This window comes from Clostridium estertheticum, assembly GCF_011065935.2.
Classification (GTDB): Bacteria; Bacillota; Clostridia; order Clostridiales; family Clostridiaceae; genus Clostridium_AD; species Clostridium_AD estertheticum_A.
Genome location: NZ_JAAMNH020000001.1, coordinates 2,833,160 through 2,848,584 on the forward strand (window position 1 = coordinate 2,833,160; position 15,425 = coordinate 2,848,584).

Annotated in this window: 17 protein-coding genes; all 17 read left to right on the plus strand. The window is 31.4% G+C overall.

Annotated features, from left to right (window positions below; translation table 11 throughout):
* Nucleotides 1-163 precede the first annotated feature (163 nt).
* The 17 genes from G9F72_RS13295 (at nt 164) to G9F72_RS13370 (ending at nt 15,075) form a co-directional block, all read left to right on the plus strand.
* Nucleotides 164-1,057 (plus strand): hypothetical protein, encoded by an 894-nt coding sequence (locus G9F72_RS13295; RefSeq protein ID WP_164958663.1) that lies wholly within the window; start codon nt 164-166, stop codon nt 1,055-1,057.
* 545 nt (nt 1,058-1,602) lie between these two features.
* Nucleotides 1,603-2,694: a ribosome small subunit-dependent GTPase A gene (gene rsgA / locus G9F72_RS13300; protein WP_164958662.1), complete on the plus strand. Its 1,092-nt coding sequence runs from the start codon at nt 1,603-1,605 to the stop codon at nt 2,692-2,694.
* Entirely contained in the window at nt 2,688-3,671 is a 984-nt protein-coding gene (locus G9F72_RS13305) for a phosphotransferase enzyme family protein (protein ID WP_164958661.1), read from the plus strand. The genes rsgA and G9F72_RS13305 overlap by 7 nt, the downstream gene beginning before the upstream one ends.
* Nucleotides 3,672-3,702: 31 nt before the next feature.
* A complete protein-coding gene (locus tag G9F72_RS13310; RefSeq protein ID WP_164958660.1) occupies nt 3,703-3,948 on the plus strand; it encodes a nucleoside deaminase in 246 nt (81 codons plus the stop codon).
* A 90-nt stretch (nt 3,949-4,038) separates the two neighbouring features.
* On the plus strand, nt 4,039-5,001 hold the full coding sequence (locus G9F72_RS13315) for a M23 family metallopeptidase (RefSeq protein WP_164958659.1): 963 nt from the start codon (nt 4,039-4,041) through the stop codon (nt 4,999-5,001).
* A gap of 213 nt (nt 5,002-5,214) precedes the next feature.
* A complete protein-coding gene (locus G9F72_RS13320; protein WP_187356088.1) occupies nt 5,215-5,646 on the plus strand; it encodes a DUF4829 domain-containing protein in 432 nt (143 codons plus the stop codon).
* A gap of 391 nt (nt 5,647-6,037) precedes the next feature.
* Nucleotides 6,038-6,868 carry a DUF2785 domain-containing protein gene (locus tag G9F72_RS13325; RefSeq protein WP_164958658.1) on the plus strand — a complete coding sequence of 277 codons (831 nt, stop codon included), beginning with the start codon at nt 6,038-6,040 and terminating at the stop codon, nt 6,866-6,868.
* Between the two features lie 54 nt (nt 6,869-6,922).
* Nucleotides 6,923-7,219 (plus strand): hypothetical protein, encoded by a 297-nt coding sequence (locus G9F72_RS13330; protein ID WP_164958657.1) that lies wholly within the window; start codon nt 6,923-6,925, stop codon nt 7,217-7,219.
* Between the two features lie 456 nt (nt 7,220-7,675).
* Complete coding sequence (locus G9F72_RS13335) at nt 7,676-8,131, plus strand: GyrI-like domain-containing protein (RefSeq protein WP_164958656.1); 456 nt, start codon at nt 7,676-7,678, stop codon at nt 8,129-8,131.
* A gap of 379 nt (nt 8,132-8,510) precedes the next feature.
* Complete coding sequence (locus tag G9F72_RS13340; RefSeq protein ID WP_164958655.1) at nt 8,511-9,134, plus strand: HD domain-containing protein; 624 nt, start codon at nt 8,511-8,513, stop codon at nt 9,132-9,134.
* A gap of 66 nt (nt 9,135-9,200) precedes the next feature.
* Nucleotides 9,201-9,329 (plus strand): hypothetical protein, encoded by a 129-nt coding sequence (locus tag G9F72_RS27115; protein WP_263486913.1) that lies wholly within the window; start codon nt 9,201-9,203, stop codon nt 9,327-9,329.
* Between the two features lie 150 nt (nt 9,330-9,479).
* Nucleotides 9,480-10,106: an HD domain-containing protein gene (locus tag G9F72_RS13345; protein WP_164958654.1), complete on the plus strand. Its 627-nt coding sequence runs from the start codon at nt 9,480-9,482 to the stop codon at nt 10,104-10,106.
* 487 nt (nt 10,107-10,593) lie between these two features.
* Nucleotides 10,594-11,463 (plus strand): AraC family transcriptional regulator, encoded by an 870-nt coding sequence (locus G9F72_RS13350; protein ID WP_164958653.1) that lies wholly within the window; start codon nt 10,594-10,596, stop codon nt 11,461-11,463.
* A gap of 238 nt (nt 11,464-11,701) precedes the next feature.
* Nucleotides 11,702-11,893 carry a hypothetical protein gene (locus G9F72_RS13355; RefSeq protein WP_164958652.1) on the plus strand — a complete coding sequence of 64 codons (192 nt, stop codon included), beginning with the start codon at nt 11,702-11,704 and terminating at the stop codon, nt 11,891-11,893.
* Nucleotides 11,894-11,923: 30 nt separating this feature from the next.
* Nucleotides 11,924-12,271 (plus strand): GNAT family N-acetyltransferase, encoded by a 348-nt coding sequence (locus G9F72_RS13360; protein ID WP_164958651.1) that lies wholly within the window; start codon nt 11,924-11,926, stop codon nt 12,269-12,271.
* A 290-nt stretch (nt 12,272-12,561) separates the two neighbouring features.
* Nucleotides 12,562-13,278 (plus strand): class I SAM-dependent methyltransferase, encoded by a 717-nt coding sequence (locus G9F72_RS13365; RefSeq protein WP_187356087.1) that lies wholly within the window; start codon nt 12,562-12,564, stop codon nt 13,276-13,278.
* 1,197 nt (nt 13,279-14,475) lie between these two features.
* On the plus strand, nt 14,476-15,075 hold the full coding sequence (locus tag G9F72_RS13370) for a sugar phosphate isomerase/epimerase family protein (protein WP_164958650.1): 600 nt from the start codon (nt 14,476-14,478) through the stop codon (nt 15,073-15,075).
* The last annotated feature ends 350 nt before the right edge of the window (nt 15,076-15,425 follow it).

Sequence of the window (15,425 nt, forward strand, 5' to 3'; positions counted from 1 at the left end):
ATTAAAAATTATTGAACCCAAGTATTTTAGCAATTATACTGTTTATAGAACCATTTTTAGCACGTGGTAGATAAATTCAAGTATAAATGGCATTTAATTACGAAAAAGATTGAATTAATTCTATTAATCATTGAAAACACTGGACAGAGAGAGGGAATAGCAAATGGATGCAATATTAAGTGTAAGAATAAGTGATGAATTAAAACAAAAGTTTAATGAATTGGCTCAGAGTGAAGGAATAAACAATAAAGAATTGATGGAGCAAGTAGTTAAATACTATGAATTAAATAGAGCAAGAGAAGAAGACAGTAATATGTCCGAGGATATAAAGGAGTTACAAACAATAACCAGTAGAATGGCGGATATATACATAAATATAGTAGAAAGAAATAATATTAAAGCCTTAGAAGTAAAAAATATTCATAGAAATGAGCTAATAGATAAGAATAGTGACGTTCAAAAACTTAAAGAAGACATTACATTGTTAAAAGAAGAGAATAAAAAAATAAACTCACTTGAAAAAGATCTATCTGATGCAAAGCATATAAGTAAAGAACTACAAGAAAATATTAAGAGTTTAAAAACCCTTAATAATATGCAGGAGGAAAAAATATTAAAACTAACGGAAACCAATGAAAAATATATTAAATACAGAGATGAAATTGTAAAACTTAAAACAGAGCAGGGCAAATCTACAAATGAGAATATGCAATTGAAGAATGAATTAGCAAATAAAAATGATAAAGAAGATAGATTAATAAAACAGATAGATGAGTTAAAGATAATAAACAAAAGTAAAATAGATGAGCTTGAAATTAAAGCTAATCAAGATATTGAAATGCAGAGGGAAAGAACAAGTTTTAAAATGGAAAAAGAAATATTAAAGTTAAAAGAGGAACAACAATTAAAAATACAGGAATTGCAAGAAAGTTTTAATGACAGAATTAATAAATTATTAATAGAAAAAGAGGAAGTAGCGGAGCAATTTAAAAATATGATTTTGCAAATGGATAAAAACAAAAATGTAACTGAACATATTGTTATTGAAAAGAAATAGAGTGGAGTAATATACAATCAAGCAATTTTGATTTTAAGTGGTCAGTATCTTTGAATGATACCAAGTATAAGGCTAAAAAAATTAAATGCTTTTTATTGTATTTTAATTAAACATATGTTATATTATGGTTAAAGTTTAATAGTAAACTGAGGCGAAAGGAGTGGATCTTTTTTTATGCAAAAGTTATATGAGGTGGTTTCGAAATAATTGCATATAGGTTCAAAAGGTTTTTAAAGAGTACTTAGTGTACCTTTTATTTGTTATGCCTATTGAACAACTTTGATTTAACCTTTCAGCCTTAATAGTTAGCATTAAATTGCACGGTACGGGTTAGCGTGTATTTTTTGTGCCCAAATATTAGGTATCCCACAGTAGGTTAGTCTTGCTGTGGGATTTTTATATACTTTTTTATGAAATGTTTTTCAATTTATAAGGTGAAGGTAATGCTAATTTATTCGAACCTTCATAGTAACTTTATCTCAAACTCACATTAAGCTTAAAAATTAAGCAAGCCAATTTTGGAGTGCAACAGAGAAAGAGATTTTATGAGTTTAGAAAAGTTAGGATGGAACACGTATTTTCAAAAAAAAATTGAACCCTATTTAGACAAAGGGTTTTGTGCCGCAAGAGTCATAAATCAGCACAAAGGGAAGTATATTGTATGTTCTGAAAATGGAAGTTTTAATGGTAAATTGAGCGGTAAGTTTATGTATAATGCAGATCTGAAAAAAGATTACCCAGCAGTTGGTGATTGGGTGGCAATTAAAATGGTTAATGATACTGAGGCTATTATATACGTTGTATTACCAAGAAAAAGTTACTTTGCTCGTAAACTTGCTATATCAGGCGGAAGAAAAATGAAAAACGGTATACTGGTTGGAGGAAATATAGAAGAACAAATTATAGGTTCAAATATAGATACTGCATTTATTGTAAGTGGTCTAGATGATAATTTTAATATAGGTCGAATTGAAAGATATATTACCTTAGTTCGTAGTAGTGGAGCAACACCTGTTATACTCTTAAATAAATGTGACCTTTGTAATAATGTATCTGATTATATAGAAAAAATAGATATCATTGCTAAGGGTATAGCTGTTTACTCTATAAGTGTATTAAATAATATCAATATGGATATCTTTGATAAATTTTTATGTTGCAATGAGACAATAGTATTTCTTGGTTCCTCTGGAGTAGGTAAGTCTACTGTCATTAATTATCTTTTGGGTGGTGAAATACTAAAAACAAATACAATAAGTAGCTCTAATGGAAAAGGTAGGCATACCACAACGGGCTCTCAGCTTTTACATCATAGCTCGGGCTGCACAATTATAGATACTCCAGGAACCCGTGAACTACAGCTATGGGCTGATGAAGATATACTTTCTGAAAGTTTTCAAGATATCTACTCTTTAACTGATCAATGTAGATACAGGGATTGTGCTCATGAAAAAGAAGATGGTTGTGCAATTAAGGCAGCCCTTGAAGATGGAAAGTTAACTATTGAAAGATTCAATAGCTACAAAAGCCAATTGAATGAATTGAATACTCTAAAAGATACTAGAAAATGCTATGACAACAGTAGAAAAAATAAGTTAAATAAGGTAAATAAGAAAAGAGGTTATGTTGAATGTTAAAATTAAAGTATTTGTTTAATAATAAAGATTTAGCCCATATGGTACTTAGTAATTGGGAAAGTGATAATGTAGATTCTGATTTATTAAATTATTATAGGATTTCATCAAATGCAGTTTATTGGTGTAAAAATCAAGGTAATATTTTTTTTCTTAGATTTGCACCTGCTGAAGAAAAATCCAAGGAAAGCATTCTTGCTGAACTTGATTTTTTAAGATTTTTAAGAAATAGTGGCTATCCTGCAGTAGACACTATATTATCTAAAGCTGGTAATGAACTTGAAGAAGTAAATACACCTTGGGGCATATACTATGCGGTTGCATTTAAAAAAGCATCTGGTAAACAAATAAGTGAAATCCCGATGACAGATGATATTATTTTCGGATTAGGTAAAGCATTAGGAAAATTGCATAAACTAAGCCGTGAATATAAACCAGTAAATAATAAACGTAATGACTGGAAAGAAAAAATAGACTGGATGGAAGATGTATTATCAGATTTTCCAGATGAAACCGCTGCTAAAAGTGAGCTCTATATGCTTAAAGATTACTTTTTAAAGCTAGCTACTACAAAAGAGAATTTTGGACTTATCCATTATGACTTTGAACCTGACAACGTATTTTATGATGAAGTTACGAAAAGCTATAACCCTATAGATTTTGATGATGCAATGTATCATTGGTATGCACTGGATATTCAAATATCAATAGACAATATCACTGAGGATATGCAAGAAGAACAAGTAGAACCTGCAATAAATCAATTTATTAAAGGCTACCGCTGCGAGTATACTATTTCCAACGATATGCTTAAATTATTACCGATCTTCAAAAGATATGATAATTTATATAGTTATGTACGGTTGCTTCTCTCTATAAAAGAAAAATGGAATAATGAGCCTGAATGGATGGTAGACTTAAGAATTCGCTTAGAGAATTCATTAAATAATAAAAAATGTACATTTACAAAGCCAATTTAATTAGTAAGGTTTCATAAGGAAGTGGTTTTATATGTCATTTACAGATGAAGATTTTTTACGCATTGCCATTGAGTTGGCGAAAAAAGCACGCAAAAAAGGCGAGGATCCATTTGGTGCCGTATTGGTATGTAATGGACAAATTATGCATAAAACTCATGATCAAAGCATTACCAATTGTGACCCAACATCTCATGCGGAATTGAGTGTTATTAGTGAATATTGTAGATTATCTAATAATTTTTCACTTGAAGGATATACTCTTTTAGTACAAAAGTGATTGCTATAAATTATTGGGTTTAACCTGATTGAAACGTAGTTGTAAGATATTGTGGAGATAACATTTAATAATGACAGGGGGAGAATAGTAATGTTTTTAAGTAGAGTTCAATTATTTATTGCAACGAAAATGTTAAATATAGTATTACCTATCCTAATTTTATCTGGCCTTTTCAAATTTGGGAAAGGTAATCTCAGTGATAATATTATATATATTTTATTTGTAGGTAATTTCATATTTCTATTATTTAAGACGGCTCCTTGGGAATTTACTAACTACTATATTAGGTATGTTTTAGTTTTGATTTATATAATAATCGCTTTCAGAAATATTACTTTTATTAATACAGGCATACAAGGCTTATCAGTAATTAAAGTTTTTACAGATATGTTAATTTTAGTTTTCACTTTAATTTTAATGTATTTGAATATTGCTTCTATACGTGCTTCAAAGAAGCCAAAGGATTATATAAATTTATCGTTACCATTTAAAGATGGTAAGTATCTTATAACTGATGGTGGAGATGGTAAGATAAGTTCATTACTCAATTATCATAATAAGGCTCAGATACATAAAAGGGGAAAATCGAATACGTCTATGAGGTATGCAACTGATATAGCCAAGCTTAATAAACTTGGCTTTACAGTAAAAAATGTTCTTACTAAAGAAAATATAGGATATGAGATATTTCACGAAAAAATGTACTGTCCATGCGAGGCTACTGTAATTGAAGTAGTAGATGGAATAGAAGATAATATACCATTTAGTGGAAATTATCCTTATAATGTTGGAAATCGGGTAGTATTAAAAATAGATAATTTTTATATAGTTATGGGACATTTAGCGAAGGGTAGTATAACTGTAAAAGAAGGAGACAGGGTAAAATCTGGGCAACAATTAGCGATAATAGGGAACGGTGGATTCACCCCCCGACCTCATTTGCATATGCAAGTATCAAAATGTGAAGACGGACAATACTGGCAAGGAAAAAGTATACCTATATTTTTTAATAATTTATATTACCCATTCAAAAATAAAATCATTAAAGGTTAACGAAATAGATTATTGTGTATTCATTGGGGGGGGAATTAGTGGCTAAACTCCGCGCCCAAGTGCAGTCGCACTAGGGCTGGAGAATGTCGGCAACACGAAACGTTAGCAGAAAGAATATTTTATCGGAAGTTTATGTTCCGTTACTTAAAAATTGATAAAGCGTATCTATAAAATATTTTCATTATATGATTTTAAAATGAGGTGGGGATTTATATGAAAAAGATTATATTTTTTCTTTGTCTAATTTCAGTGGTGTTTTCTTTAGTGGCTTGTAAACAAGTTGGTAAAACTAATAACGTTGTAATCAGTATTGAAAAATCTGATAAGTTTAGCGAAGAGGAAATAAATGATGCAATAAATTGTGTAAAGAAAAAATTCAAGGATTTTGAGGGATGTAATCTTACGAAATTATGGTATGATGAAGAAAAATCGAAAAAATTTATTGAAGGGTATTTGAAAAATGGGAAGGGTTCAGTGAATGGTGTCAAGGCTGAGAATGTAACTGTTTTGCTGTCTAATTTTGATGTAGATTCTTCAGGTGGTGATGGGAGTTTAAATCCAAATTCAACTTATTCCAATTGGAATTGGATATTAATAAGAGATAATAAAACAGGCAATTGGAAAGTTGATGATTGGGGATATTAAAAAATGAAATAACTAAAAACATTGTAAACTTAATTATATTATAACAAGTTCACAATTTTCTTTTATTGTAATGCAATAGTAGAAATGAGGAAGTTAATATCATCGAAAAAGTGTTCGGAGGAATATTCCATCTGCTAACAAAAAACTCCCGTTCGTTTTGGCATGAAAGACTGCCAAAACACATTCTTTCGCCAAGCACGGTCGCGCTAAGCGAAAGAACGTCGGGAGTTAGGAACGTGACGATGAAATCCTATCGAAGTGAGTGCCAATTTAAAGTTGTTTAAGAAAAACGTTTTTTACACTGATAATTTAATATTATTTTTAAATCGCGAAGCAAAGTATGATATGAACTATATCTTTTATGATTATTTTTAAGGGGGGACTATTAACAATGTTAGATAAAATTAATTCGGATTTATTGAAAGAAAAACTTATTAAAATAAAGATGGATAACTATGTAATTAATGATTCAGTAAATATATCAGAAATAGCATTAGAAATGATGGAGTATATTGGCTCTGTAGATTTTGAGTTAAGGGACGAACTTATATATTCAACTTTCTTAAAATGGACAATTAATAATGTGTTTACATCAGAACAAATGTACAAATTATTAAAAATAAGTCTCGATGAAGAACATTTATTTTATAAAATAGGTGAAAAAGATACTGACTCTGTTTTTACCCGTACATTTTCACTTTTATTTATTCCACTTGTATTGTATTTAGATAGCAATACTAGCTTTTTAACCAAGGAAGAAACGATAGCCATCAAGGATAAGGTTATTAAATATTTAGATCTTGAAAAGGATACAAGAGGATATGTAGTTGATAAAGGATGGGCTCACTCTACGGCACATGCCGCTGATACTTTAGATGAAATTGCAAAATCACAATATATTAATTATGATGAATTGCTCGAAATATTACATGCAATTAAAACCAGAGTATGTATAAATAATTATACATACATAAACAAAGAAGACGATAGAATGGTTACTGCAATTATGACTGTTTTTAGCCGGAATTTGATTGATGACAATGAAATAGTAGAATGGATAAAAGGTTTTGGTAACATTGAAAAGACTGGTAAATATCCTGAAGAACATCATTTAATAGTGAATATAAGAAATCTTTTAAGAAGCCTATATTTTGAAATGTTGTACCAAAAAAGTTCGAAAATATTTACTAAAGCAATTTTAGAGACATTACAAAATTTATAGAATTATCTATACAAAAGTAATATCAGAAATAAATTAAATAGAGGTGTATTAGTTATGTATAAAGAAGAAAATGAGATTGAACCATCAGAAGTTATTTTCTCCTACAATGTTAAGAAAGACAATAAGGTATTTATTTATTGGTATGATAAGCTTATAAAAATACTCTCTGGAGAAAAAGCTGAGAAATTTCTATCCCAAATTGAAGGTGCAGGTAGTCTTGAATCTCAACAGCTTCTGGCGAAGGCCACAGGAAATCTTAAACGTAAAAAGGATGAAAATACAAATACCATTGTAATCAGAGGTTCTCACTTTACTAGGAAAAACAATAGAGTTAAATCTAATATATACTAATTCTAGCAAATGATCATAATTTATAGTATTGGTCAGATTATGATTTTCATAAAACCTGAATTAAAGGTACCCTAAAGGTTGTCTTAAATTAAATGATTTATTCACTAAAAAGGGTTTTAGATAGTGGAAATTTAGAATGTAGTGACTACGGACTTCATCTAACAAAATACTCCCGTTCGCTACGCACATTAGCCAGCCTAAGATAGGAGATATCTAAGGCTGGCTAATGTCGGGAGTAAGGAACCGTTAGTGGAAATGGCATATTAAATAAAGTTTTGGTTTCGCACTAATTTATTTATCAATACTAGCTTGTGAAAAAGTAATCAGTAAGGGTAATTTATATATATGTAGATAAATAGTAATTTGGTAATTTTAAAAAATAAGTTGAAATACATTTTAAAGCATTATATGATGAATTCAGGCATCGATGTACTCTATTAAAAAAGAAGGTAAGTTATGGATATTAATATTGAAATGATATCATCATATAAAATTGCTTATATACGAAGAGCAGGTCCTTACGGTTCAGAGAATGTGCAAATAATGGAGCAATTAAAAAGTTGGGCTAGAGAAAAAAACTTATTTAATGAAAATTCAATTATATTAGGAATAGCCCAAGATAACCCTCAATTCACAGAACCTAAAGATTGTCGTTATGATACATGTTTAGTTGTTTCGGATGAATTTAAAGTTGATAATAAGTATATTAATTTCGGAAAAACTATCGGTGGAAAATATTGCGTATTTAAAATAAGTCATACGGTAGATGCTATGCAAAAAGCATGGATGGAGATATTTTCGGTGTTATCAAAAAGAAATTATGAATTTGATGATAAAAGACCTATTCTTGAACGCTATGCAATGCAGATGATAAATAAGCATTATTGTGAAATTTGCGTACCAATATTATAAAAGAATATTAAAACAAATTCCAATTTATCGTTAAGTTAATTCTCAATCTCTTATATGACGAACAAAGCCCAAAAGAGTTGAGGGGTATAGTCAACGAATAAAATGTAGTGCAAATATGCTACTTCCACTAACAATGCATTCAAGTTCGCTTTGGCTAAATTAGGGTAAAGCCTTCGAAGAAGCCAAAGCACATTCCTTCACCAAGCCAGGTCTGGCTAGGCTCAGGAACGTCTCGAATGCGAGACGTTATGTGAAATTTCAGGTCTATCAGAAATTATCTTACGCATTTAGTTATTTTAAACCATTCTAATATAAAGGATAAGTAATATTGGTTATTAACTGTTACTTATCCATAAAAATACGAAGGAGTTAGAATCAAATGGAAAATAAGCACGGAATAGGGCTACCTACATTAGAAGAAGCAAAAATATTATTAGAAGAAGCAGGAAGGTTAAATCCAGGACTTTGGGTTGAACATTCTATTTATTCTGGAAAAGCAGCACAATTGATAGCACAAAATTGTGACAATATAGATTCAGATACCGCGTTAATATTAGGGATGCTCCATGATATAGGTAGAAGATTCGGAATAACAGGCATGAGGCATAGTATAGACGGTTATAATTTTTTAATGGAAAAAGGTTTTTATAAGGCGGCAAAGGTATGCATTACTCATTCATTTGATTGCAAAGATATAAAATCTGCCTTTGGAAAATGGGATTGTACTGAGAAAGAATATGATTTTGTAAAACATTACTTGGAAAAAACTGAATATGATGATTACGATAGACTTATACAATTATGTGATGCCTTAGCATTTATAGATGGTTATTATCTGATCGAGAAAAGAATGGTTGAAGCCGCAATAAGACATGGTATCAATGAATATACTACACTTAAATGGAATGAAACACTTGAAATAAAAGCGTATTTTGAACATAAGATAGGAAAGTCTGTCTACAGTATACTTCCTGGAGTTATTGAAAATACATTTGGGCTATAGATATATTTTTCCACATAAATTAATTCACAGTATTCGTATACAGTTAAATAAATCACGAGTGAATTAGTGGAAAGTGCACGCCATTTAGAGAGTGCAAGACCTGAAACATCACATAACAAAATGTTGACGTTCGCCTTGGCTGGAGAGTCCTTTGAGGAATGGCAAGCTATACAGAAAAGCTATGTTCCAAGCTAAGAAAATCTAAAATCATCGCCAAGGCACATTCCTTCACCAAGCCCGTCGGGCTGAGGTTAATGAACGTCGTCAACACGAAACGTTATATGCCATTCCTAAGTTAGTTACTTAGTACTTATTAATAAATGTTATTAAAGGAGATGCACAATTATGATAAATCATTTGGGACAAGGTGTGCCAACCCTAGAGGAGGCAAAATTACTATTACTAGAAGGACAAAAATTAAATCCTGGTCCTTGGATTGATCATTCAATGAATGCAGGAAGAGCAGCAGAGTTGATAGCAAAAAATTGTAAAGGGTTAAACCCAGATGTTGCTTTAGTACTAGGAATGCTACATGACATCGGTGTAAGATTTGGGGTTTCATATATGAAGCATATTTTACACGGCTATAATTTTGCTATGGAAAAGGGGTATTATAAACTAGCAAAAGTTTGTTTAACTCATTCATTTGAGTGCCAAGATATAAGAACTTGTTTTGGAAGATGGGATTATTGTAGTGATGAAGAATACAGTTTTATTAAGAATTACATTGAGTCTGCAGAATATGATGATTATGATAGATTGATACAATTATGTGATGCACTAGCATTACCAAGCGGGTTTTGCTTAATGGAAAAGAGAATGGTTGATGTAGTATTAAGACATGGGATACATGAGCATATTATTAATAAATGGAGAGCAACTTTCAAAAACAAACAATATTTTGAAGAGAGGATGGGAAAATCAATATATAGTGTATTACCAGGTGTTATAGAAAACACTTTTGATTTATAAATGTGTATTCCTATTAAGTAAAGAAAGTATAAGATAAAATTTGAAATTCACAGAACGTGCATATATCGGAGTTTTCAATTTAGAGGTAAGCGAAAATTTAGTTTAGACGGAACGGCATATAACAAAATGTTGCCGTTCGCCTTGGCTGGTAGACTATTTTATATGGTAATATGCAAATTTATGACTTGTAATCTATATATAGGTTAGTAGTTATCCCATCGCCAAGGCACATTCCTTCACCAAGCCCGTCGGGCTAAGGTTTCAGGAACGTCGGCAACAAGAAACGTTATAGGAAATGGCAATGCCGGGGCTATTCTTTGGAGCCTCCATATTTTGCTTAGGTAGAGCTAAAATTTAGTAGTTATTACATCAGCGTAATTTTATACGAAGTATGGATTATTTATATTTTATTTAGACAAATGAAAGCAAGGTAGGATAGGAAATAACAGTTATATTTTAGTACAATTTGTACATGGAGGTGAGAAAAATGAATTTTATTAAAAACTTGCAGAGGGCAATCGACTATATGGAAGAACATATATTAGAACCTATTACATATGAAGATGTTGCAAGGCATGTCTATATGTCAAGCTATAATTTTCATAGGACATTTAGTTTAGTGACTGGTATTACAGCTAATGAGTATATTAGGAATAGAAGATTATCTATGGCGGGGCAGGAACTCTCTATGTCTGATGCAAAGGTAATTGATATTGCTTTAAAATATGGTTATGATTCGCCCGAAAGTTTTACAAAGGCATTTTCCAGATTTCATGGTATTACGCCGAATGTGGCAAGGCGTGCAGGTATGAAATTAAAATCTTTTAATCGCCTTCTTATTAAAATAAAATTGGAAGGTGGTACTGTTATGGACTACAGAATCGAAAAACGAGAAGGATTCAAATTATTGGCTAAGGTTGCAAAGTTTAGAAATGAAATAATTTCAGAAGAGGGAAATACTGAAATTCCGGATTTTTGGAAAGAATGTGGTGACAATGGAACATTTGATGGTCTGAAACAAAACACTAGCAAGAATGATATTTATGGAGCTTGTGCACCAATATCAAAAGAAAGTACACATTTTGATTATGGTATTGGTATGGAATTTAGTGGTGGTAATGTACCGGAGGGATATACTATATGGGAGGTAAAACCTATATTATGGGCTGTATTTAAATGTATTGGTGAAACTGGGGATTGTATAGGCGAAACATGGGGGAAAATCTTTTCAGAATTTCTTCCAGGTTCAGAGTATAGCATGATTGATGATACTGATTTTGAATTGTACTCAGAAGATATTAATGCAGATTGCTTTTGTGAAATATGGATTCCTGTTGAGAAAAAGACATATGCATAATTGATAAAATAGGTTTAATCTCAGAAGTTAAGGTGAGTTGCCACTCCCTATAACGAAATGTTGCCGCCCGCCTTGACTGGTGGGCTCTTTTTTTTATAGCAATGTGTAAATTTATGGTTTATAATCTATATATAGGTTGTCGTTCGACTGTCCCCAAGGCGCATTACTTCGCCAAACGCGTCGAGCTAGGTATCTAAAGACGAAGTTAAGTTTAATTTTATTAGTGGAGGTAAAGAAAGTGATTACATATAGAGAAATTGATAAATCATATTTTGAAAAATATGACAGTATTCCTATGATTGTTCATGTAAAAAGCATACTTACATTAGAGAAAATTGAAAATGGATTGGGAGGAATTTTGCTAAAAGAAACATCCATTAAAGAATACCGAAAAGATTTAGGAATATATGAGGAGGCAAAAATATGCTGAAAATTTGACATAACTAATTGGGCATTCTTTATGGCGTTTGATAACGAATTCCCTATTGGGGCAGTTACTGTTGCCTCAAAAACAAAAAATGTTAATATGCTTGATGGTAGAGACGATATGAGTGTGTTATGGGATATAAGAGTTGATGATAGATATAAGCGACAGGGAGTAGGTACAAAGTTATTTACTATAGCTGTTGAGTGGTCTAAATCAAATGGATTAAAACAGATGAAAATTGAATGTCAAAATAATAATGTTCAAGCGTGCAGATTTTACCATAATCACGGTGCCATATTAGGAAAGATAGACGAATATGCTTATTACAATGATATTGATATAGAAGATGAAGTTCAACTTCTATGGTATTTAGATTTATAAATATTATAAGCAAATTTAATGTATAATCTTGTTATTTTGAGGTGTATGTAGTGAAATTAATTTGATAATTGATAAAATAAGTTTAATCTCAGAAATTAAAGAAAGTTGCCACTTCCTATAACAAAAAACTCCCATTCGTTTTGGCATGAAAAGATTGCCAAAACACATTCTTTCGCCAAGCGCGGTCGCGCTAGGGCTCAAGAACGTCGGGAGTTAGGTACGTTATACGCCATTTGCAAAGTGACTGAGCATGTATGCATTTTCAAATAAATTAATAGGGGTGATTAAGAATGGTGATAAATAAGATTGACGAAGAAATTATCAAAAGAGAAGAAGATGTGTTTTTAATGCTAGATGATTTACTAGACAAAAGAGATGCAGAGTGGTGGGGCAAGTTCTATTCTAATAAAGATAAACCGATACCATTTTTTATAAATGCTCCTGATGAAAATCTTGTTTCGTATTTAGAAAGTGGGATTTTCAAGGCAGGTAGAGTTTTAGATATTGGGTGTGGTAATGGAAGAAATTCTCTGTATCTTGCTAAAAAAAACTTTGAAGTTGATGGAATTGATTTTTCGCAAACCTCAATTGAATGGGCATGTCAAAGAGCTTTAGAGAGTTCTATAGATGTCAACTTTATAAATAGGTCAATATTTGATTTTGAAGCTCTAAAAAATAGTTATGATTACATATATGACAGTGGATGTTTACATCATATTAATCCTCACAGGAGGAGTCAATATCTTAGTAAGATAGCGGAATTATTGAAAGAAGATGGATATTTTGGGCTAACCTGCTTTAATTTGAGGGGTGGAGCAAATATATCAGATTATGATGTGTATAGGGAATTTTCTATGTGTGGAGGTCTAGGTTTTTCAGAGTCAAAGTTAAAGGCAATTTTAGAACCTTATTTCACTGTACTTGAATTTAGGGAAATGAAAGAAAGTAAAGATATTAATATGTTTGGGAAAGAAATTTTATGGGCTGTTTTGATGAGAAAGAAGTAGAAGTAATCTACTATTCAGGCTATTTGCATCCATATTAATAAATATAGTTAGGCTAGTAGCACGGCGTATAACAAAATGTTGCCGTCCACCTTGGCTGGTGGACTATTTTTATATAGTAATGTGTAAATTTATGACTTATAATCTATATATAGGTTAGTGATTGACCTCTCGCCAAGGCACATTCCCCAGCCCAAGTGCGGTCGCACTAGGGCTGGGAAACGTCTGCAACAAGTAACGTTATATGACAGAACATATTATTGACTAAAAGGAGAGTTAATATTGTAAGTAAGTAAAAGAAAAAATGTCAATCTCTTTTTTATCAGTTGTCAGTAGATTGCGATTCAAAAAATGGCATAATATCAGAATGGTATAGGTTTTTAGAAATAGTATATACGAGTATTATATTCTTAAAAGTTAGGTTAGATTGGCAGGATATTGTGATGGAACTACTAAATATATAATGAAAAAACATAGATATATATTCCATTCCACAAGTGAGAATATATGAAATTTATGAGAAAATCAAGATAATATAGAAAGGAAAGGATTGTTGTATGAGTTATGGAGCATTATTATTGAAATCTATTAAAAAAATATTACCGACAACGATAGGTTGTATATTTGGAATAATGATTGCTTATATATTATTCTTGCGTTTTAATAGCTTTACTACGGCTAAACATATGTTTATTTATATTATAGGATTTTTTATTAGTTTTTTAATACTTACAAGTATAACATGGTTGTTTTATATTTTTAAATTTCATAAGAAATAGAAAATGACACAATTACTGACCTGTGTCTGTTTTTTAAATCGTTGCCGTACCCGCCATTGAAGAAGTGCAAGGTAAGGCCTTAGAACTAGATATTAACAATTTTTTTGATTAAAATAAGTAGATAGTAGAAGTTTTCGCAAGTTCCGTCATATAACAAAATGTTCAAGTTCCCTTTGCATGAAAAGATTGCAAAGCACACCTACGAAGCCAAGTGCGGTCGCACTAAGCTTCGTAGGTGTCTTGAACACGAAACGTTAGCAGAAAGTCTTGGTAGCAGAGTGCAAGTTCGAAATTTTTTTGAATTTTATGAAGTACATTTTTGTTTGATAAAACAAAATAGAGATTATTCGTATTATATGGTATAGGCAGTGACGTCCTTGCCACTCCACAATCATATAGTTCTAAGGAGGGTTACATTATATTGAGAAAAGGTATATTTGTTTTCTTTGGATATTCGATGCCAATGAAAAGACGATTTGAACTTATTAAAAGCGCAGGTTTTGATTCGGTTATGATATGGTGGGGAAATGGCACAGGTAATTTTGAAGGTGAAAAGTTTGCTTATAGATTGTTAGCTGCGAAATATGATTTATACATTTGCAATGCGCATCTGCCGTTTGATGAATGCAATGATCTGTGGAGTGACGCCTCTGTGGGAGACGAGTATGTAGATTTTATTTTTCAAAATATTAATTCATCAAAATTGGGATTCTGTTTTGACAGCGGACATAATAATTTTTTTACACCTGACATAGATGTTTTAAGTAAATACAAGCAGCATATTTTTGCCTTACATTTGGATGATAACGTGGGTGATGCAGACATACATATGCTACCGTTTGATGGGACAACAAATTGGGACAGGATGATAAAAACACTTAAAGAAATCAAATACAATGGAGTTCTTTCACTTGAGGTTCAGCAGGACAGGCATGAAAAATATCATGGGTTAAGTCCAGAAAATTATCTAGCATTGGCAATTGAAAGAGCAGAAAGGATTGAACAAGGCTTGAAGATCTGAAAGCAGATTTTATAAGTGAATTTGTTGTAGAATAAGAGAAGTTATGATAACAAAAATGAGCATAATCCATAGACAAACTGATGTATGCTCTTTACATAATCTTTAAGTAAAGTGTTTTTTTTGATAGTGGTAGTTCCAAGTATGGTGTGAGGACCTTCTGCTAACAAAATGTTCAAGTTCGCTTTGCATGAAAAGACTGCAAAGCACACCTACGAAGCTAAGTGCGGTCGCTCTAAGCTTCTCGGCGTCTTGAACACGAAACGTTATATGTAATTTTTGTTAAACAGAGCAATCATTCATATGTTTTAATTTATTTTCTTCAGAAGCAATTGTTAGATATTGTCCACCAA